The organism is Sphingobacterium paramultivorum (assembly GCF_014109745.1).
In the GTDB taxonomy this organism is placed as follows: Bacteria; Bacteroidota; Bacteroidia; order Sphingobacteriales; family Sphingobacteriaceae; genus Sphingobacterium; species Sphingobacterium paramultivorum.
This window is the reverse complement of the sequence record NZ_CP058555.1, coordinates 915,962-935,953: the sequence shown is the minus strand read 5'-3', so window position 1 is coordinate 935,953 and position 19,992 is coordinate 915,962. Positions and strand designations below refer to the sequence as shown.

16 protein-coding genes are annotated in these 19,992 nt (G+C 39.2%); 7 read left to right on the top strand and 9 right to left on the bottom strand.

The genetic code is table 11. The features are described from left to right. Positions 1–175: 175 nt before the first annotated feature. Together nhaA and HS960_RS03755 are read right to left on the bottom strand one after the other, a co-directional pair. Positions 176–1,363, bottom strand: a complete 1,188-nt coding sequence (nhaA, locus tag HS960_RS03760) for a Na+/H+ antiporter NhaA (protein ID WP_159730954.1) — start codon at positions 1,361–1,363, stop codon at positions 176–178. A 588-nt stretch (positions 1,364–1,951) separates the two neighbouring features. Then, entirely contained in the window at positions 1,952–2,932 is a 981-nt protein-coding gene (locus HS960_RS03755; RefSeq protein ID WP_153848359.1) for a hypothetical protein, read from the bottom strand. 274 nt (positions 2,933–3,206) lie between these two features. On the opposite strand from HS960_RS03755, the gene HS960_RS03750 reads away from it, so the two are divergent. Continuing rightward, positions 3,207–4,832: an ABC-F family ATP-binding cassette domain-containing protein gene (locus tag HS960_RS03750; protein ID WP_153846346.1), complete on the top strand. Its 1,626-nt coding sequence runs from the start codon at positions 3,207–3,209 to the stop codon at positions 4,830–4,832. Between the two features lie 132 nt (positions 4,833–4,964). Here HS960_RS03750 and HS960_RS03745 read toward each other — a convergent pair whose 3' ends face one another. Further along, positions 4,965–5,951, bottom strand: a complete 987-nt coding sequence (locus HS960_RS03745; RefSeq protein WP_182331300.1) for an endonuclease/exonuclease/phosphatase family protein — start codon at positions 5,949–5,951, stop codon at positions 4,965–4,967. Between the two features lie 203 nt (positions 5,952–6,154). Between HS960_RS03745 and HS960_RS03740 the strand changes: the two genes are divergently transcribed. The 3 genes from HS960_RS03740 to HS960_RS03730 are packed head-to-tail and all read left to right on the top strand — an operon-like array spanning position 6,155 to position 9,460. Further along, positions 6,155–7,330: a glycosyltransferase family 4 protein gene (locus HS960_RS03740; protein WP_159730958.1), complete on the top strand. Its 1,176-nt coding sequence runs from the start codon at positions 6,155–6,157 to the stop codon at positions 7,328–7,330. Then, complete coding sequence (locus tag HS960_RS03735; RefSeq protein WP_182331299.1) at positions 7,318–8,319, top strand: lysylphosphatidylglycerol synthase transmembrane domain-containing protein; 1,002 nt, start codon at positions 7,318–7,320, stop codon at positions 8,317–8,319. Before HS960_RS03740 ends, HS960_RS03735 begins: the two co-directional genes overlap by 13 nt. Beyond that, complete coding sequence (locus HS960_RS03730) at positions 8,306–9,460, top strand: glycosyltransferase family 4 protein (protein ID WP_228280198.1); 1,155 nt, start codon at positions 8,306–8,308, stop codon at positions 9,458–9,460. The genes HS960_RS03735 and HS960_RS03730 overlap by 14 nt, the downstream gene beginning before the upstream one ends. Positions 9,461–9,534: 74 nt before the next feature. Here the strand turns inward: HS960_RS03730 and HS960_RS03725 are convergent, their stop codons facing one another. From HS960_RS03725 to holA, 6 genes are all read right to left on the bottom strand, one after another. Beyond that, positions 9,535–10,764 (bottom strand): sterol desaturase family protein, encoded by a 1,230-nt coding sequence (locus HS960_RS03725; RefSeq protein ID WP_202883745.1) that lies wholly within the window; start codon positions 10,762–10,764, stop codon positions 9,535–9,537. A gap of 357 nt (positions 10,765–11,121) precedes the next feature. Then, positions 11,122–12,705 (bottom strand): MDR family MFS transporter, encoded by a 1,584-nt coding sequence (locus tag HS960_RS03720; RefSeq protein ID WP_153846350.1) that lies wholly within the window; start codon positions 12,703–12,705, stop codon positions 11,122–11,124. A 2-nt stretch (positions 12,706–12,707) separates the two neighbouring features. Beyond that, positions 12,708–13,811, bottom strand: a complete 1,104-nt coding sequence (locus HS960_RS03715) for an HlyD family secretion protein (protein WP_153846351.1) — start codon at positions 13,809–13,811, stop codon at positions 12,708–12,710. Positions 13,812–13,825: 14 nt separating this feature from the next. After that, the gene (locus HS960_RS03710; protein ID WP_182331297.1) at positions 13,826–15,136 is read right to left on the bottom strand and encodes a TolC family protein; all 1,311 of its coding nucleotides are present in this window, start codon (positions 15,134–15,136) and stop codon (positions 13,826–13,828) included. After that, the gene (locus HS960_RS03705; RefSeq protein WP_075993267.1) at positions 15,126–15,743 is read right to left on the bottom strand and encodes a TetR/AcrR family transcriptional regulator; all 618 of its coding nucleotides are present in this window, start codon (positions 15,741–15,743) and stop codon (positions 15,126–15,128) included. Before HS960_RS03705 ends, HS960_RS03710 begins: the two co-directional genes overlap by 11 nt. A 170-nt stretch (positions 15,744–15,913) precedes the next feature. Then, on the bottom strand, positions 15,914–16,921 hold the full coding sequence (gene holA / locus HS960_RS03700) for a DNA polymerase III subunit delta (RefSeq protein WP_182331294.1): 1,008 nt from the start codon (positions 16,919–16,921) through the stop codon (positions 15,914–15,916). A gap of 413 nt (positions 16,922–17,334) precedes the next feature. Here holA and HS960_RS03695 point away from each other — a divergent pair, with 413 nt between their 5' ends. The 3 genes from HS960_RS03695 (at position 17,335) to clpX (ending at position 19,920) form a co-directional block, all read left to right on the top strand. Then, on the top strand, positions 17,335–17,796 hold the full coding sequence (locus tag HS960_RS03695) for a type I restriction enzyme HsdR N-terminal domain-containing protein (protein ID WP_153846354.1): 462 nt from the start codon (positions 17,335–17,337) through the stop codon (positions 17,794–17,796). 169 nt (positions 17,797–17,965) lie between these two features. Further along, positions 17,966–18,667 carry an ATP-dependent Clp endopeptidase proteolytic subunit ClpP gene (gene clpP, locus HS960_RS03690; RefSeq protein ID WP_046674530.1) on the top strand — a complete coding sequence of 234 codons (702 nt, stop codon included), beginning with the start codon at positions 17,966–17,968 and terminating at the stop codon, positions 18,665–18,667. Positions 18,668–18,669: 2 nt separating this feature from the next. Beyond that, positions 18,670–19,920: an ATP-dependent Clp protease ATP-binding subunit ClpX gene (gene clpX, locus HS960_RS03685; protein ID WP_182331292.1), complete on the top strand. Its 1,251-nt coding sequence runs from the start codon at positions 18,670–18,672 to the stop codon at positions 19,918–19,920. The last annotated feature ends 72 nt before the right edge of the window (positions 19,921–19,992 follow it).

The following is a 19,992-nucleotide window of genomic DNA, read 5'->3' as shown; positions in this document are numbered from 1 at the left end:
AAAAGTCTAAAATTAATACCTATAGCTCGTTATCCTCTTCCAAATTAACCCTCAGATAGGATTAATCCATGAAGGAATCAGGACTGAATTTGACCAAAAAAACGGTCCTACACATTATTGTATGTCAAACGTACGACATTGTAAGCCAAACGTACGACTGCTATCTATGCAAAATTTAATCAATAACCTGTGTTTTCTTTGTGGCTGACACTGCATTCAAAACGATATAGCCTAACAAGCCGGCGCATAAAGACGCGATCAGAACTGCGAACTTTGCTTCTTCAATCAACATGCTATCATCAAATGACAGTATCGAGATGAAGATTGACATCGTGAAACCGATTCCGCCCAATAAGCCGACACCAAAAATCTGTTTCCAGCCAGCCCCTTCCGGTAATTGCGCAATCTTCAATTTTTTAGCAATAAAACAGATCAAAAATATCCCAATTGATTTACCAGCGATTAGACCAAGGATAATACCGATCCCCAATTTTGAAGTCAAACCTCCAATCATTTCACCATGGATTGGAATAAGTGTATTCGCAAATGCAAACAGAGGAATGATAATGAAATTGACAGGTTTGGTCAAAAGATGCTCAAGTTTTTCTAGGGGAGATTCTTTCGCGTCCGGTGTTGTCGGTAGCGTCATGGCCACCAGCACGCCTGCTATTGTTGCATGAATACCCGAGTGGTGAACAAAGTACCAAATAAATAGTCCCGGAATCAGGTAAGCCCATATCGCTTTAACGCCCAATTTATTTAACACGATCAAAAACAAAAAGATACCTAAAGCAATAAATAAATAGGTCGCATGAATACCATTACTATAAAAGATCGCAATAACCAATATGGCAAGTAGGTCGTCAACAATGGCCAGTGCAGCCAAAAAGATCTTAAGACTGGCAGGTACCTTATTTCCCAGAAGCGTGATAACCGCTAAAGCAAATGCAATATCTGTTGCCATAGGGATTCCCCAGCCGTTTGCAGTATTGGTTCCCTGATTTAATACAAAATAAATGATGGCAGGCAAAAGCGCCCCACCAACCGCAGCCAAAATGGGCAGGATTGCTTTACTTGGCGATGAGAGTTCACCCTCTACAATTTCACGTTTTATCTCGAGTCCCACCAGTAAAAAGAAAATAGCCATCAAACCATCGTTGAGCCACAACAACCACGAATATTTTAAATGAATATGACCGCTCTCAAAGCCTACTTCCCGGTTCAAAAATTCCATTACACTGGCATACAATGACGTGTTTGCTACGATCAATGCCAGAATAACGCAGGAAAAAAGTATAATTCCGCCAGCAAAGCTGGATTTTAAGAATTCTCTAAAGACAGTTAAATTGATAAGTTTTGACATGATTTGAATATCTAAAAACGCTTACAAAGGTTCACAAGATACGATTTTTAGGACCATTTACCGAATTCCAGGGACAATATCCCGAGCGATATCCAATGGGAGACAGCCGATTTAGCTGTGTTTTATTAGTGGTAAAAGAACCAAAAAGCGAATAAAAAAGACAAAAGCTCTTCTGCTATCCTTTTATTTTTCGAACATAACGAATCAAATGTGAGAAACAGAGGTTATGCATTAAAATTTTATAAAAATCTTAGTTATTTTTTACCGAATTAATTTGACTTTGTTGCAAAAAATACTTAGCTTGCTACTATAGTTAATAAACCGTTTATTATGTGCAAGAAGTGGATTTTCATGGTGCTTCTTTTCGTAGCAAATTTTACATATGCGCAGACGACAGAGGATAAAACCCAACATTCAGGTTCCCATTACATTATTTTAGCAATCATCGCTATCATTGTCATTGTTTATATATTATACAGGAGGCAAAAGAGGAAATTTAATGAATAAGGGAGATCAGTAGATCTCCCTTATTCATTAAATTTCCTTCCCCCCCCTTCACTTCCTATCGAACTTTCAATACCTCACATCTTAATGACGCACCGGTTCATTTGTTTGCGCTAACCGTTGCGACCCCGTATTTGCCGGACAGGCAATATCATCTGTTGCATCGTATACAAGCTTCTTACCATTCAATTTTGTAATCAATTCTTGAGGGACATACACCTGAACTTTGGTAATCGCATAACCACTTGGGAAATAGCGAACATAGTAGCCATCGGGATGAAGCGTCCAAATACCACTTGGCACGTCTGTACGAGGCTCAGCCATACCAGCTAAGATTGCATATTGTTCAAAATCAGCGTACGAATAGTTTCCTGAGGAAACTAGCTGCCGAATATTATTTTCCGCTTCGAAGATTGTCTGTACTGCCGGTGGCATCTGGTCTTTTGCTTTTTGGACAACGTCAAATGGCAAAACGCCGAGCGCACCACCTTCCAAATGCAAAATTTGTTCAGCTGTAAGCAATTTTAAGGCTGTCTCTTTCACCGGGCCCGAATAATCAATAAATTTTGTCTTCGCAATGATCGTCCACAATAGCATCTGTATGTCAGATTGTGCTACTTCTGGGTGCTTTTCAGCACTTTTTAAAATTGCAATGACCACTTCTCTTTTTTTACCAAGAGTAGGCGCATACATATATCCATCGCCTTTTGAAGGTGCATAGGTACCCGCTTTCAAGCAATAGCTCTTATTGGTTATTTCAAAATGACCGGCTTCCAATACATAACCATCACTACCATTCTTTTGTAAATTTTCTAAAGGTTTATAAACCGCCGTATTTTGAAAATCGGGCATTTGCTCCCCTTTTCTATTTACATCTTCAAAACTTGTACTGATTGCTTCAGGTTCCTTTAGCAACTTATCCAATCCCAGTACCTTACTCCCTTTGGAAGCAACGGCTTTGCTTGCTTTATCCAAAAGTCCTCCAAACTGGGCTGAGGCTCCTTGAATATTAAACAAAAAAGCAACAGCAAGTATAACGACACCCGTTATTCTATTTCTTTTCATAATTGATTTCATTTCAGCTCTTGTCCACAAAAAAGAAGCCAATTTAAATCACTGACACAATATTTATAATTTATTAATCCAATATCTGCAAAACATAACTGCATTTCACACTTCATTGCAAAGATCATTTCCGCCCATTGAAATTTCACAGAATACTGTTTTGCCACAGGTGCTGAAAACTGCTGAATTCCGCAACATTGCTACCTTCAATTTCTCCACGTAACTGATCACCGTAAATAGTTAAAAATCCAAGATTAAAACGTATCTTTGCAGCATGATTAATGTGTCCAATCTCTCCCTTCGTTTTGGTAAACGTATACTATTCGAAGATGTCAATTTAAAATTCACACCTGGAAACTGTTACGGTATTATCGGTGCTAATGGAGCAGGTAAATCTACTTTCTTAAAAATTATCTCAGGGGAAGTTGATCCTTCGACAGGTTCAGTGGCATTCACGCCAGGCGAACGCATGTCTGTTTTAAGTCAGGATCACTATGCTTTCGATGAGTTTACTGTTCTTGAAACTGTCATGATGGGTAACCAAGAGCTTTACAAAATCATGAAAGAGAAAGATGCCATTTACATGAAAGAGGATTTCTCTGATGCCGACGGCGAACGCGCCGGCGAACTGGAAAGTCTTTTTGCTGAAATGGATGGCTGGAATGCCGAATCTAATGCCGCAACTTTATTGAGCAGTTTGGGTATCAAAGAAGATCTGCACTATAAATTAGTTTCTGAAATCGACGGTAACCAAAAAGTCCGCGTACTCTTGGCTCAAGCATTATTTGGCAAACCAGATATTTTGATTCTCGATGAGCCTACCAATGATTTGGATATCAACACCATTGCATGGTTAGAAGATTTTTTAGCAAGTTATGAAGCAATCGTTTTAGTTGTATCCCACGACCGTCACTTCCTGGATGCTGTATGTACGCACACGGTGGATATTGATTTTGGTAAGATGACAATCTATACGGGTAACTACTCGTTCTGGTACGAATCTTCTCAATTAGCGTTAAAGCAACGTTCTGATCAAAATAAGAAAATGGAAGATAAAGTGAAAGAACTCCAGGAATTTATCCGTCGGTTCTCTGCCAACGCTTCCAAATCCAAACAAGCTACTTCTCGTAAGAAAGCATTGGATAAGATTAATATTGACGAAATTAAACCATCCAACCGTAAATATCCGGCCATCATGTTCAATACCATGAATCGTGAACCGGGAGATCAAACGCTACAAGTCGAAGGATTAAGCAAAACGGTCAATGGCGAGGTATTCTTCAAGGATATCACGTTTATGATTAATAAAGGTGACAAAATCGCTGTTCTAGGTCCAAATTCATTAGTGACCACAGCATTTTACGACATTATCACTGGTAGAGACACCGATTTCGGCGGGGAATTCAAATGGGGTATTACCATCACTCCTGCCGATATGCCGATTGAAAATGCCGCATTCTTCGAAGGAAAAAATGATAATTTAGTCGATTGGTTGAGAGACTATACAACTAACCCAGAAGCAGACGAACAATTTATACGGGGATTTTTAGGGAAAATGTTGTTTTCCGGTGAAGAGGTTATGAAAAAGGTATCTGTGCTTTCAGGGGGAGAAAAAATGCGTTGTATGTTTTCTCGCATGATGCTTCAGGGTGCCAACTTCCTAGTTTTCGATGAGCCCACCAATCACTTGGATTTGGAATCTATCACTGCTCTAAATAACGGTATGTCTGATTTTAAAGGATCAATGTTGTTCACATCCCGTGACCACGAATTGACTGAAACTGTTGCCAATAGAATCATCGAATTGACTCCGAAAGGTATCATCGACAAATTGATGACTTACGATGAATACATTAATAGCGATGTGGTTAAAGCACAACGTGAAGAAATGTATAAATAAGATAATTTATCCCAATTTAATAAAGGCTCCATAATTCATTTTATGGGGCTTTTTTAATACGCAAAAAAGCACTGAGGGGTTCAGTGCTAATCGCGATTGATATGAAAGAATTGAGAAAGTTTTATTTTTATTTTACTGAACCGAAGATTTGACAACACGCCAGCCTAATTGTAAGGACACTGCACAATGGTCGGATAAATCCTGGCCCTCTTCGTTTTGAAAAAGTTTTTTTTGAACCTGATAATTCTTTGCCTCAAATAGCAAATGATGATCATTGCGATAGTAAATTTTATCAATACCTTCGCAATCCTCTGTCAACTCCAATGCTGTTTTCGCTTCAAAATTCACTTGAGGCCCAGGAATATCACCTTTGTTGCGTAAACTTACCCATGCATCTACCAAACCTAAGTCCTTCTGAAAAGAACCGATGTTATCCAGCTCGTAAGCATAATGTGCATTAAAGTCGCCCATAATCAAAAGTGGTCTGCCAGCCGAATACTTTTTGATATAGGATTTCAGCTGATTTATATTGTTCTGCCGGGCAATCGTTGCATTCTGATCATCCTGAGCTGTCGCATGTACATTATAAACATCAATAAATACCTCTTTGGCCAATTGAATTCGAGCATAAGAAAAGCCTTTAGGAGTCAGACAATCTGCGCCATTGCAATCAGTCCACCCTATCCGCTCAAACTCAACAATAGGATATTTTGAAAGTGTACTCAGCCCGTCCCCAAAAGGTACCCCACCCATATTTGCCGTTCGGTAGCTATGCGTATTTTCGCTGTAAAGAAACTTGTTGTAGTTAAAGTCTTCCTGTACATTGACAATATCAAACCCATTGATCCGATTGCCGATCGACGTAATACTAGAAGCCCGCTCGGTTACAGCACTGGAAATCAATTCAGGGAGACCTGCTATATTGTACGTTAACAAATTTAGCTTTCCGTAAGTCGCTTCCGGCATAGCTGCATATACCGAATTACTGAGCTTCGGTTGTTGTTTTGGCTTCAACTTAAAACCCAACATAACACCGGCAGATGCACAAATAAATAAGATGACAATCTTTCGAAAACCCTTAGGTCTAATTTTTTTTTCGAACAATAGATCTAATAGCATGGATTGAATATTTCGTTCACTCCAAAGCTACTGCGCCAACATTAGCTCTATTATCATATTCAATTAATTCTATTTTTAATAATTATGCACAAATTATTAAAAACTAATAATTTATAAACACTATAATGACAAAAGGTTAATACCTGCATAGCATAGGAGTTACAGCTTTCAGCTATTTTTATACAACCCCTAATAAGAATAACATGAGAAAGGTAGCCTTCTTTACAGAGATACTCGTCGAGGATTTCGACGGTGCATCACGGACAATGTTTCAGCTAATAAACCGTATAGACCAGCAGAAATTCAACTATTTTTTTATTTATGGTGGCGGCCCTACGCAATTTCGCAATTTTCATTCTTACAAGGTACCCACATTCAAAATACCGGTCAACGACGATTATTGTCTCGCTATTCCACAGCTTATTAAAAAGAAACTTGAGCTCGCCTTAGATAAATTTGCTCCCGACATGATCCACATTGCTACGCCTTCCCTTTTAGGTTTTTTCGCATTAAATTATGCCAAACGGAAAGGTATTCCTGTCCTTACGATCTATCATACACACTTCATTTCATACATTGCCTATTATTTCAAAAACATACTCCCCTTGGTCAAGCCAACTGAACAATGGATGAAAAAAGCAATGAATAACTTTTATAACAAATGTGATATTGTCTATGTACCCACCAAATCTATTCTAAACGAATTACAGCAGATCGGCTTACAACAAGAAGGATTAAAACTGTGGCAAAGAGGAATAGACACAGCCTTGTTTAATCCCAATAAAAAGAATCTATCTCAGCTGCAGACTATCACAAAGAATGACAAACCAACAATCCTCTTTGTCAGTCGTATCGTCTGGGAAAAAAATATTAAAACGCTTATTGAAATCTATCAACAGATACAAGCTCAGAATCTTGACTATAATTTCATTGTTGTCGGTGAAGGAACAGCCAAAATAATTGCAATGCAAGAGATGCCTAATGCCATTTTCTTAGGAAAGAAAAGCCATGATGAGCTTGCAATTCTATATGCTTCGGCAGATGCTTTTGTTTTTCCGTCGGTCTCAGAAACGTACGGAAATGTTGTTGTCGAAGCATTGGCATCCGGACTTCCTTGTGTTATCGCCGATGGTGGGGGTTCGGCTTCCTTGATTCAGCACGGGAAAAATGGATTTAAGTGTCAACCTGAAAATGCAGCTGGATATGTTTACTACCTCAAAAAAATTCTCTCTGACGTGAGCTTAAAAAAGAATCTCATTACTGAAGGTCTATCCTATGTCGGACAACTGGATTGGAATAGACTATCTGGATGCTATTTTAATGACATTGAACTATTGATTGACAAAACACAGGAAGTCGATTTGGCATGGGCAAACTAACAAACCCAAGCCAACTCATCAAAGGTATTTTTCTATTTTTGATTCTGGCGTCCATCACTGTCTTTTTAGCGAAAAGCGACTTAAATGCCTTGAAAAAAGAGCTCTCCTCAGTTGGTTATCGCTTCATTGTTATTTTGTTTACGACTTGCGCGGCCTATTTTGTAGGCACATTAGCTTGGTGGATATGCTTGGGCTCCGCAAAAAAGAAGGTCAATCTGATCGAACTCTTTGCCATCCGTCAAATCGGGGAAACCGTTGGACTATTCAATCCTACAAGCATTATAGGTGGTGACTTATTAAAGGTACAATTGATAACCCGTTATGACATTCCGTTAAAAGAAGGATTGAATTCAGTTGCTATATCCCGTATTACCGCCGTACTATCTCAATTGACTCTCTTTTTGATTGCTATGCTTTGGTTGATATTTTCTCCTTTAAAAAATGAAATTATACGCTACGCAGGGCCAGTAATTTATATTATCTGTCTATTTCTGTTCCTTCTGATGATCCTGATACTTTATTGGTTAATAGCTGCAAAAAGTCCCTCACAAACCAAGGCTTCGACAGCAACATTTTTTGGAAAAGCAAAAGCGCATTCTCAGTCACTACTTTGGAGTGTAAAAGACTTTTATCGACATCAAAATAAGGTTTTTTGGTATTCTTACTTACTTTTTGCACTACATTGGATTATTGGCAGCCTTGAATTCTATTATATTCTAAAATTTTTGGGTGTTGCAGTACAACCAATACATGGTTTAATAGTGGACATGAGTGTCATTGTGCTGAAAAGCATCGGTGCTTTTATTCCAGGACAACTGGGTATTGAAGAAATCGCCAATAAGCTCCTTCTCCATATGATCGGTATTACAGGGGGTAGTATTTGGCTCAGTGCTTCATTATTACGTCGCGGTCGACAGCTCACCTGGGTAGCGCTGGGTTTTATATTTTATCTATGCATCAAAAAGAAACCAGTTCATGTACCCATCTGAAATAGAAATACTATTTGTCAGCCACAAATATCCACCAAGTGTTGGCGGTATGGAAAAACAAAGCTTTGAACTGATCAATACTGCGGCTCTTTACTTGAAGGTACACACCTTAGTCTATGACAACAGGGAACCTCTTTTAGCCTTCTTCTTCCAGCTGAATCGCCGAATTCTAGCCAAAATTAACGATAACCCTGGCATCAAGCTTATTCACTTTAATGATGGGTTAATTGCGTCTTTAGCCTCTTTTCACAAAGGGTATCCCCATTTAAAACGTGTTGCCACGCTTCACGGACTGGATATCGTATTTCCCTTTAGCTATTTTCAACGTAAGATCATACCGCGGTTTAATACATTTGATCAGCTTATTGCGGTTAGCCAAGCTACCGCCGACGCCGCACAGTTACGTGGTATCGATCCATCCAAAATTATTGTTATACCCAACGGTGTAGATCCGATACACCACTCCACTCAAAACAATGAACCAGCCTGCGAAAACAAGCCCTATTTCATCACTTTGGGACGCCCTGTTAAACGGAAGGGTTTCTCGTGGTTGATGAAACATGTCATTCCCGCTATTCAGGGTGATTTCAAATTACTGATGGTGGGTCCATTCGATCACGAACCTACATGGAAAGAACGCCTATTGCAGCTTATACCAAAAAAGATAAATCATTTAATCACCTTATTCCTCGGATTTCCGACCGATCAAGGGGAGATCCGAAAATTACTGAAAGCATATCCCGAAAAAATTGAACATCTTGGAAAAGTCCCATTCCAACAACTGCAAAGCCTCTTGACCAACGCACAGGCCTTCTTGATGCCCAATATTGAAGTGGCGGGAGATATGGAAGGCTTTGGGCTCGTTTGTTTGGAGGCTTCCACAGCAGGCACCATTGTTGTGGCCGCCAAATTAGAAGGAATTACAAGCGCCGTGACACATAATTGCAATGGCCTGCTCCTGACAAGCAAAAACCAAAACGAATGGATTGAACAACTTCAAGCCATTTTAGAAAATCCAGTCCACTATAAAAACCTAAGCCTACAATTTAAACAAAATACCCTAAAACAATATAGCTGGGATATTATGGCCAGATCCTATTGTCAATCATTTGCGGACTTAGTTACAGCAGCAGGCAAATAATTGACAGTAACAACGCCCTCACAAATTTGACTGCGTCTACCATTCACAGGGAATGGCTCTTCAGAAGTCAATTTTCAACATCTTTCAAGACGCAAAACTTTTTTATAGTGACCTGCTAACGTTTTATAAAAAATCAATTGAATCAAAGCGAAACATCCTACCAAAACAAGCCCCAATGTTGAATAAAAAGTTAGACCGATATACAGCAGTAATAAGAATAACCGAAGCATCTCAAGTGGAAAAACCCAATCTTCATGTTCTAGAAGCCCCCCAATACAAATGACGCTACAGAGAATAAATCCTCCGCCAATAAGGAGTTGTATGAGTTGCTGATAATTACCGTAAAGCAAAAAAAAGAAAAGCAGGAGCATCGTCAACATCGACTGAAAAAAGATATAGCGGCTTAACACCTGTGCATGAGCTTGGGGCCTAGCTCCTGCAAATATGCGCTCTTCCAGTTCTTCGCGAATTTCAGGCTGTATATCGTCGGGCCTACCAAAGATAGTCCGCATTTTGTTCCTAAATCCTTCCGCCCGCTTAAATGACAAACCAATTTCAAATAAATAATGAAAATGCTGCCATAGAAAAGTGTAGCGGTGAATGGGTTTTGTGAGTCCATAGACACAAGGTTCTTCTTTTTGCTCTGGGATAAATGTTCCAAATAGCTTATCCCAAATAATCAGGATATCTCCATAATTCTTATCCAAATAGATTTCATTGCTGCTATGATGCACCCGGTGGTGAGATGGCGTTACAAATACACGCTCTAAAATCCCCAAATTTCCTACGGTCTGCGTATGGGAGAAAAATGGATATACGCCATGAATCAACAGAATAGCGGTCATCATAAAGGGAGGGAATCCCAAAAGGGGAATAAAAGCCCAAAATAACGAACGGAAAACGGCTTGAAATATGGTGATCCGGGCTGCTACGGTAAAGTTATAATCTTCACTTTGGTGATGTACAACATGAGCCGCCCACAACAAGTTTATTTCATGGCTATAGCGATGATACCAATACCAGAGAAAATCTGTAAATAGGAAAAGGATAACCCAGGTCCAAAAATTAGCTTCAATGTGAAATATCGCAAAGTTTTGATACACCCAAACGAAAAAAAAGTAAAATAAACTAACAGAAAACATATCACACATACGCTCGACGATACCAACATTGAGATTTGAGATCGATTCATCAAAAGAATAAAAACGTTTCTGTTTTTTGAGGCTATACCAATATTCCAACACCATCAAGATTAAAAATAAGGGAATGATAAACGCCAAAAAATTAAGTTTTTCTGTATACATGCAGTCGCTATTTTGAAGACAAAAAATCTACCTTAATCGCAATTCAACAAGAACCGTCTTTTCTGATGCCAAAAGATCAATTCTTCCAAACTCTTTATTATTAAACAATCAATTCTAAATCAGGTTTTTCAATTTATGGTTTTTCAATGGACAAAAATGTATGCTTTCTCATGTCCAGACAATAAGAAGCGCCAACTCAAAAAGAAACGCCAACTTAACATGATTTTCTACCACAAAAGAACGTGCACAAAAAAAGTCCTCAAAAAGTTAAATACTTTTTGAGGACTTCTGATTGAACGATAAATTGTTCTTCACTGATGTTGCACTATGATAACAGCGCAGCAGACGAATCCAATACTAATGCACACTGGACATATCGATCTGTGTTTTCCCCTGTTTGATCATCAATACAAAAGGGACACAAATCAAAAAGACAATCCCTAGATACAAAAACACATCCATATAAGATAAAACGGTCGCTTGCTTCATCACACTCAAGTCCAATATTTGATGCGCTTTGGCCAAAGCCTCATTAGGCGAAAAACCTTTCGCCTGAAAACTCATTTGCAATTGCTGCACCCGTTGTTGCACATCAAACTTACTTGGGTCTAAATTAGCTACCAGATCAACACGATGTTTTTGGCTATCACGGGCAATAAATGTCGTAATCAAAGCAATTCCAAATGAACCACCCAATTGACGCATCATCCCTGTAAAAGCAGCCCCTTCACCGATTGACTTACCATGTAATGTTGATAAAGACAGTGTCATAACAGGTACAAACAACAATCCTAGGCCAACTCCGCGGAGAATCAATGGCCAAAACATATGTTCCGAACCTGTATCGTTTGTCATGAGGCTATACATCCAAAAACAAAAGCCAAAAAAGATACATAGCCCTAAGGCAACCATATACTTCTGAGGAACACCATTTTGGATCATCTTACCGATAAAAGGCATCATGATACCGGTCATAATCGAACTTGGTAACAAGAGCAAACCTGCATCTGTTGCCGTCCATCCCAATATCGACTGCGTATAGATTGGAATAATAAACGTCGATCCGAACAAGCCAAAACCAAGAATAAAGCTCATCACCACACCCACCTGCAAATTCTTATCCTTCAATACGCGCAGGTTAACAATCGGTTTATCGTACACCAACTCCCGCCATATAAAAAACAGTAATCCAAAGACAGATAAAATCGATAAGCCTAAAATCAAGGGGTCGTCAAACCAGTCATCCTGTTGTCCGTGTTCTAATACAAACTGAAGTGAGCCAATAAACATGATCAAAAATATCATACCGAACCAATCCACTTCCCTAGCAGACTGCTTTTGACTGTATTTAGGACTGCGTACAAAAGATAAGGTCAACAAGGTCGCAATAATACCAAGCGGCACATTGATATAAAAGATATACGGCCAAGAGAAGTTATCGATGATGTACCCACCCAGCGGCGGCCCTAATGTAGGGCCAACAATGACTCCCATCCCGTAGATAGCTTGGGCCATACTACGTTTTTCTTTGGGATAACTTTCCGTGATAATAGTCTGGGCTGTAACCAGTAAGGCTCCCCCACCCATCCCTTGTATAAAGCGAAATGCAACAAGCTCCCACATATTGGTTGCATTACCGCACAAAAATGAAGATACTGTGAATATGATAATAGAAGCCGCAAAGTAATTTCTACGCCCAAACTGTTGGGACAACCAGCTGGTCATCGGGATCACAATTACATTCGCAATTGCGTAAGCTGTGATAACCCATGCGACATCCGTCAACGTCGCCCCCAGTGAACCTTTCATGTCGTTCAGGGCCACATTGACAATGGTTGTATCCACAATTTCCAACAGCGCACAAAGCACCGCTGTAATCGTGATTACAACGCGTCGAAAACCATATTCAACCAGACTATCTTGTTGATTTAAATTTTCCATAGTTATTGAACATGCACATCTACGTCAGCATTCATGCCCGGTCTGAGCAAAGCCACATTTTCTGCTTTATTGTCTTTTGTCAATTTGATCTTTACAGGTAAACGCTGAACAGTCTTTACAAAGTTACCAGTTGCATTATCTGGAGGCAATAAAGAGAATCGTGAACCAGTTGCTGGAGAGAAAGAGTTTACCTCACCTTCAAACTCAATAGCAGGATAAGCGTCCACTTTAATACCAACTTTTTGTCCAGGTTTTATTTTTTCCAATTGCGTCTCCTTAAAGTTAGCAACGACCCAGGTTTCAATATTATCTACAATGTAGAACAAAGATTGACCTGGATTGACCATCTGCCCCGGTTGTACCTTGATATTCGATACCTGACCATCCACAGAAGCAAGTACCGCAGTATAAGAAAGGTTCAATTTAGCTGCCTCAAGTTGCGCATTCGCTCTTTTTATATTCGCCTCAGCAACAGAAGTTTGCTTTGAAGCCACTGTAGTCTTACTTACGACTGCATTACGTTGTGAAGCACTGGCGTTACGTTGTTGTTGCAAAATTTCAACCTGCTTGTCAGCTTCCAATTTCGCTGTTAATGCCTGCTCATACTGTTGTTTCGTAATTGATTGATTGTTGTATAAGTTTTGGTAGCGGATATAATCATTATTCGCTTGCTTAGCACGAATACGTGCTGCATCGATGCTGCCCAAATTAGATTGGATCGTTGCATCCGAAATAGCTACATTCGCCGAAGATGCAGATACATCTGCCTTTGAAACATCAAAGCTACTTTGAGCTGCTGCCAAGGATGCTAGCGCTTCGTCCACACGAACCTGATAATCTTGGCTCTCAATAGTGAACAAGGTATCCCCCTTTTTAACCAAATCATTATCCTTTACGTACACTTTCGAGATAAACCCACCAACGCGTGGAATGATCGGACTCATGTTTTTCTCTACCTGCGCATCGTCTGTCGTTTCATGCGCCTGACCATGCATATATTTATAAGCACCGTACGCTCCTCCGAAGATGACCAATGCCACCAAAACAATTGTAAATTTTTTATTTGTACCTTTCTTTTCAGGTGCGTTTTCTACTGTATTTTCCATGTCTAGATTAATTGCTATTTAATGTTTAAAGACCCATTTGCTAACAGCAGGTCGTAATATTTTTCGATGGTATTTGCTTTGCTGATCGCAAGATTGATCTTGCTTTGAAGCTGCTGTACGTCGGCAGTTAACAAATCGTCTGTATCCGCGATACCATTATCATACTTATCTTTTGTAATACGATAATTTTCAACCGCCTGATCCACCGCCTGATGGTAAACCACATCCTGCTTTTGTGCCAGCATATAGTTTTCATTGGCCTGTTGAACCTGCACTTTCACCTTATCGTTTAATAATTCAATGTGCTCATCAATTTCCCTGATATGATTTTTCGCAACATTCACTTCTCTTTTGTTTTTATAAAGTGAACCGATGTCGTAGGATACACCTACACCTACCATGGCCGCATTTGTTACGGTAACCACTTTTTGCAAACCAAAAGCATTGTAACCTGCCGTTGCAGAAACCTGTGGCAATGTAGATGCTTTTGTTACCTTCAACTGGTCCTCTGCAACCAACCGTTGTGACTCCAAAGATTTCACATCAGAACGTGAGGTTTTCGCAGCGTCATAAGATGCTTTTAAACCCAAATCAACACCGTTCACCTCAGCCAAATTGATCTGATCCAGCTGCGTATCCTCATCAATTTTCAAAAAATTAGCCAATTGATAATTCAGCACCTTGATATTTTTCTGTGCTTCCTGAAGCGAAACCTGATAATTTGAAAGCTGCAGTTCTGCTTTTAACAGGTCGTTACGCGCGATCAAACCATTGTCAAGCATCGCTTTAAAATCCGAAACACGCTGCTCAGACTGCTTGATATTTTCAGCAATCAACAAGTTGGTTTGCTGAGCCTTATAAAGGCTTAAATAAAGATTCACTGCACGTATAGCCAGTTGATCTTTACTTGCTACAGCGTTGTATTCCTCGGCTTTTAATACATCTTTTGCAATATTAATTCCCCCTTTAATACGTCCACCTGTATAGATTGGCATGCTCACCGATGCCTGTCCTAACCACAATTGGTTTGCAGCAATATCCGGAGCAGAGCCCCCCTCACCTAAAGCCAACTTTAAATTCACATTTGGAGTAGTCATAGCCATGTATTGTCCACTCAATTTTGCATCAGGAAGCTGTTTCGATTTGGCAGTTTCGACTTCGAGCTGTCTCCCCAATATCTTGGTATCGGTAGACTTTGCTTCCACGCTTTGATTTGCGGCCAAGTGAATTATCTCTTCCAAAGTCATGTGTTTGTTGTCTTGCGCCAACAGACCCATAGGACTTAAAAGCAATAAAGCACTCAAATTGGCCAACTTATTTTTCATATGTCAATAAAGCTTTAATTGTTTTCTGTATAAATTCTGTTAAAGTTGTTTCTATATAATTTGCATAGTCCTCATCGTTATCGATATGCAACTGATCCTGTAAAAAACAATGATTCATCTGAAAATTCATAAATACGCCCATCATCATGGAGTGGATCAAGATGGGATCATAACCCGCTTTGAATACTCCCTGCTCTACCCCCGCATTGATGACAGACGATATCACTTCAAGATTGTGCAACTTGAGTTTGCGAAAAGCCTCCGAGATCAGCATGCGTTGCTTTAACGAACTTTCAATGGTAATGATATGATACAGTTTGCGATGGGAGTTCATGGACTTAAACGATTTATCCACCATAGCGTCAATTTTATCCAACGCATTATCGACAAGCGCCAACTCATCCACATTGATCATAAAATCAGGAACACGCCACTCAAAAAACGTATCCAGTAGCTTGTCCTTTGATCCAAAATAATAGTTGATCATCGCAACATTCACATTCGCCTCATTGGCGATGTCACGAACGGAAGTCCCATCAAATCCTTTTGTTGCAAAAAGACGCTCTGCTGCAAGCAGAATATCAATCTGTTTCTCGTTAAATTCCATTTTAAACCTCGATCTTTTAAAGATACAATCGCATATTCATAGCGATTATAAAATACGTTCTCGCTAAATGCGCGACAAAGTTAAACAAACGTTTAATTTAAACAAGTGTTTAATTATTAAATTTGTGTAAAAAAAAACACCACTGCTGGTGTTCTTGCTGTTGGATGGGATTAGTTAAGTATTCGATAGATCATTTCTTTTAAAATCTCTTCGCTATTGAAATTGCTCGGCACATTGACACCTTTGGATTTTAAATCAGTCTCCTTCAACACATTGAGCACATCGAAAGTTTTCCGCCGGTTGTAATTTCTTGCAGCAAGCTCGTATTCCTTCAGAAAGAAAGGATGTACGCCCAATTCTTTTGCCGCGACCGATTTGTCGATCAGATAATGGTATTTGAGAATCTTCGTGAAGTAGGTAGCAATTTGTCCAATAACCATCACCAGCGGATTATTTTTGGGGTTCGCTACAAAATAATCGACTATTTGATAAGCTTTTAGGGCATTACGTTTAGCCAATGCAGTATTTAATTCAAAAACATTATAATCTTTGGAAATACCAATATTTCGTTCAACATCTTCCATGCTTATCTCTTGGCTCTTTGGAACATTAAGCATCAGCTTGTCAAGTTCATTGGACACTTTGGACAGGTCATTACCGAGATAGTCCGCAATCATCATCGTAGCTTGCGGATGAATGCGCCAGCCGGTATCTTTCACATACGCTCCAATCCAAGGGCCCACCTTATCGTCGTATAGTTTAGCCGCATCAACAACCAGCCCTTTTTTTTCAAAGACTTTATAGATCTTTTTGCGTTTGTCAAATTTCCCATGTTTAAAACAAAACACAAGAATGGTTGTCGGTGTAAGATGCTCCAGGTATTTAGTCAACAGTTCTTCCGTATCCGATTTCCATTTTAGCTCCTGTGCCTCCTTGATAATAATCACCTGATAATCACTCAACATGGGATACCGTTTTGCTGCATTAACAACGGTAGACATATCAATATCTTTTCCGTAGAAAATCGATTGATCAAAGCCCTTCTGCGCATCATTCAATACTGTTGCTTCCAAAGCGTCGGCAATGGTATCAATGAAATAACTCTCCTCCCCTTGCAATAAATACACTGGTTTAAAAGACCTGTTCTTAATATCGGATAAGATCGGATTTATGTTCATATGTAGTCTATTTATTCGTCGGCTGTAGATCAGTTGCCCCCTATTTGTTTCCGGCATCCAAGCGATCTGCTAGCGCTAAAATCCTCCCATGTCACCGCACATCAAAATGTCTATCGAGCTCGAGCATGGGCATTTTATGCGAAGCAAAATTACGATTTTAATGACAATTCAACCGAGTAAACTCCGTAAAATTACGCTTTTATAATTGACTCTTGTACCGCCATTACATTAAACTATTGGTTTAAAGCCTTGAACATTCAGCAACATAACTTTCACAATTGGGTTAAGCAATCGTGTCATAAATGCAGACATAGGGTTCCCCAGAGCCTAAAAAATCAGACAAGTCAAAAAAAACACTGTATTTCGAACTTCATGAATTTATTTCTTTTGCTAAAATTTTAGTATATTTGTGTATGTTTTCACCGACTCCACTGAACTTACCGCCATTTAAAGCTAAAATATCCAAAAAGAACAATGCGATTTACATCTTTGATGAGCTCAGAAAAAAGGACTTGGTATTAACACCGGAAGAATGGGTTAGACAGCATTGGATCAATTATTTGTCACTCATGAAAAATTACCCCAAATCACTGATGCATATTGAGGGCGGATTGAAATTAAATAACCTTCAGAAACGGAGTGATTTGTTAATTTACAATAGCAGCGGAAATAAGGTCGTTTTAGCCGAGTTTAAGGCGCCACATATAAAAATCACACAGCAAGTATTTGAGCAAATTGCAAATTATAATACGGTGCACCGCATACCATACTTGTTAGTGAGCAACGGCATGAATCATTACTATTGTAAAATTGATTTTAATACGGAGTCCTATGAATTTTTAGAAGACCTCCCAAACTATAACGAAATTAGCTAAGGGGCTATACATGAAACAGATAAAAAAATAGCCCAAATATACGGTATCAAGAGTTCTTGGAGCGGGATCACCAAAAAAATGTAAAGTAGATGTAAAACATCTTTTCAATTTATTTGATTTTTAAAATATAGTTTTATATTAGTCCTACAGAATAGAAAAAAATAAAAAGATGAATATAGATAAAAACGAATTCAGAAAATATGCAGTAAAGCATCACCGTATTGGAAGTCAACATGTTGATAGCTTCATTGCTCGCACAGAAACAAGCATTCCTACAAACCTTACACCTTACATCGTGGAAGAACGTCAACTGAACGTTGCACAGATGGATGTGTTTTCGCGTTTGATGATGGACCGTATCATATTTTTAGGCAGCGGTATTGATGATCAGGTAGCCAACATTATTCAGGCACAGCTCTTGTTCCTACAATCTACCGATGCACAACGTGATATCCAAATCTATATCAATTCACCAGGCGGAAGCGTATACGCTGGACTAGGAATTTATGATACCATGCAATATATCACGCCAGATGTAGCGACTATCTGTACAGGTATTGCTGCGTCTATGGGAGCTGTTCTTTTGGTTGCTGGTGCAAAAGGCAAACGTGCAGCCTTACGTCACTCACGCGTCATGATTCACCAACCTTCCGGTGGTGCACAAGGAGTTGCTGCCGATATGGAAATCAACTTACGTGAGATGATGAAATTGAAAGAAGAATTATACACCATTATTTCAGATCACTCTGGACAAACTTACGAATGGGTAGAAAAATCTTCAGATCGCGATTACTGGATGAGAGCCAATGAAGCCAAAGAATTCGGTATGATTGACGAAATTTTACTTCCTAAGAAGGAGATTATTAAATAACAATGGCAAAGAATAACGATAGAGACATTCACTGTTCGTTTTGTGGCATAAGCAAAAATGAAGCTCAGATGCTCATTGCAGGCAATGGAGCACACATCTGTGACAGATGTATCCAGCAGGCAGGCGAAATCTTGGCAGAAGAATTAAAACAACGAAAAAGTAAAACTTTACAGACTGCTTTAAAGTTGATCCGCCCTTTGGAGATTAAAACTCACCTGGATCAATATGTAATCGGTCAGGATGATGCTAAAAAAGTAATTTCAGTAGCAGTTTATAATCACTATAAACGTTTAAATCAGAAAGTGGATAAAGACGAAATTGAAATCGAAAAATCCAATTTGATTATCGTTGGTGAAACGGGTACAGGTAAAACCTTGCTGGCAAAAACTGTTGCTAAGATATTAAATGTACCATTCTGTATCGTAGATGCAACTGTATTGACAGAAGCAGGTTATGTAGGGGAAGACGTAGAAAGTATATTGACACGTTTATTGCAAGCGGCGGATTATGATGTAGCCTCTGCAGAGCGCGGTATCATCTATATCGATGAGATTGATAAAATCGCACGTAAAAGCGACAATCCTTCCATTACGAGAGATGTATCGGGTGAAGGTGTGCAGCAAGCTTTATTGAAGATTCTCGAAGGTACAGTTGTAAACGTTCCACCTCAAGGCGGCCGTAAACACCCGGATCAAAAAATGATCGCAGTCAATACAAGTAATATTCTATTTATCTGTGGTGGTGCATTCGACGGTATTCAAAAGAAAATTGCAAACCGTCTGCGCACGCAAACAGTAGGTTATAAAATGAACGAAGACGAAGAGGAAATTGACTTGAACAATCTGTACAAGTATATTACACCTCAAGACTTAAAGAACTTTGGTTTAATTCCGGAGTTAATTGGCCGTCTTCCTGTATTGACTTACTTAAATCCACTGGATAAGGAAACTTTACTGAGCATTTTGACTGAACCAAAAAATGCATTGGTAAAACAATACAAGAAGTTGTTTGAATACGAAGGCATCGAACTAAAATTTGATCCTGACGTATATACGTTTATTATTGATAAAGCTGACGAATTTAAACTTGGAGCCCGTGGCCTCCGCAGTATCTGCGAAGCCATTATGCTGGACGCCATGTTTGAGATTCCGTCAACAAAAGAGCAAACGGGACAGAAAGCATTAGAAATTACCTTGGACTATGCGAAGAAAAAATTCGAAAAGTCCGATTTGAAAAAGCTTAAAGTCGCTTAAAAAAAATCCCGTTCGCTGAACGGGATTTTTTTTTAGAAAAGAATTAAAAATCTTATATTACAATAATAACAT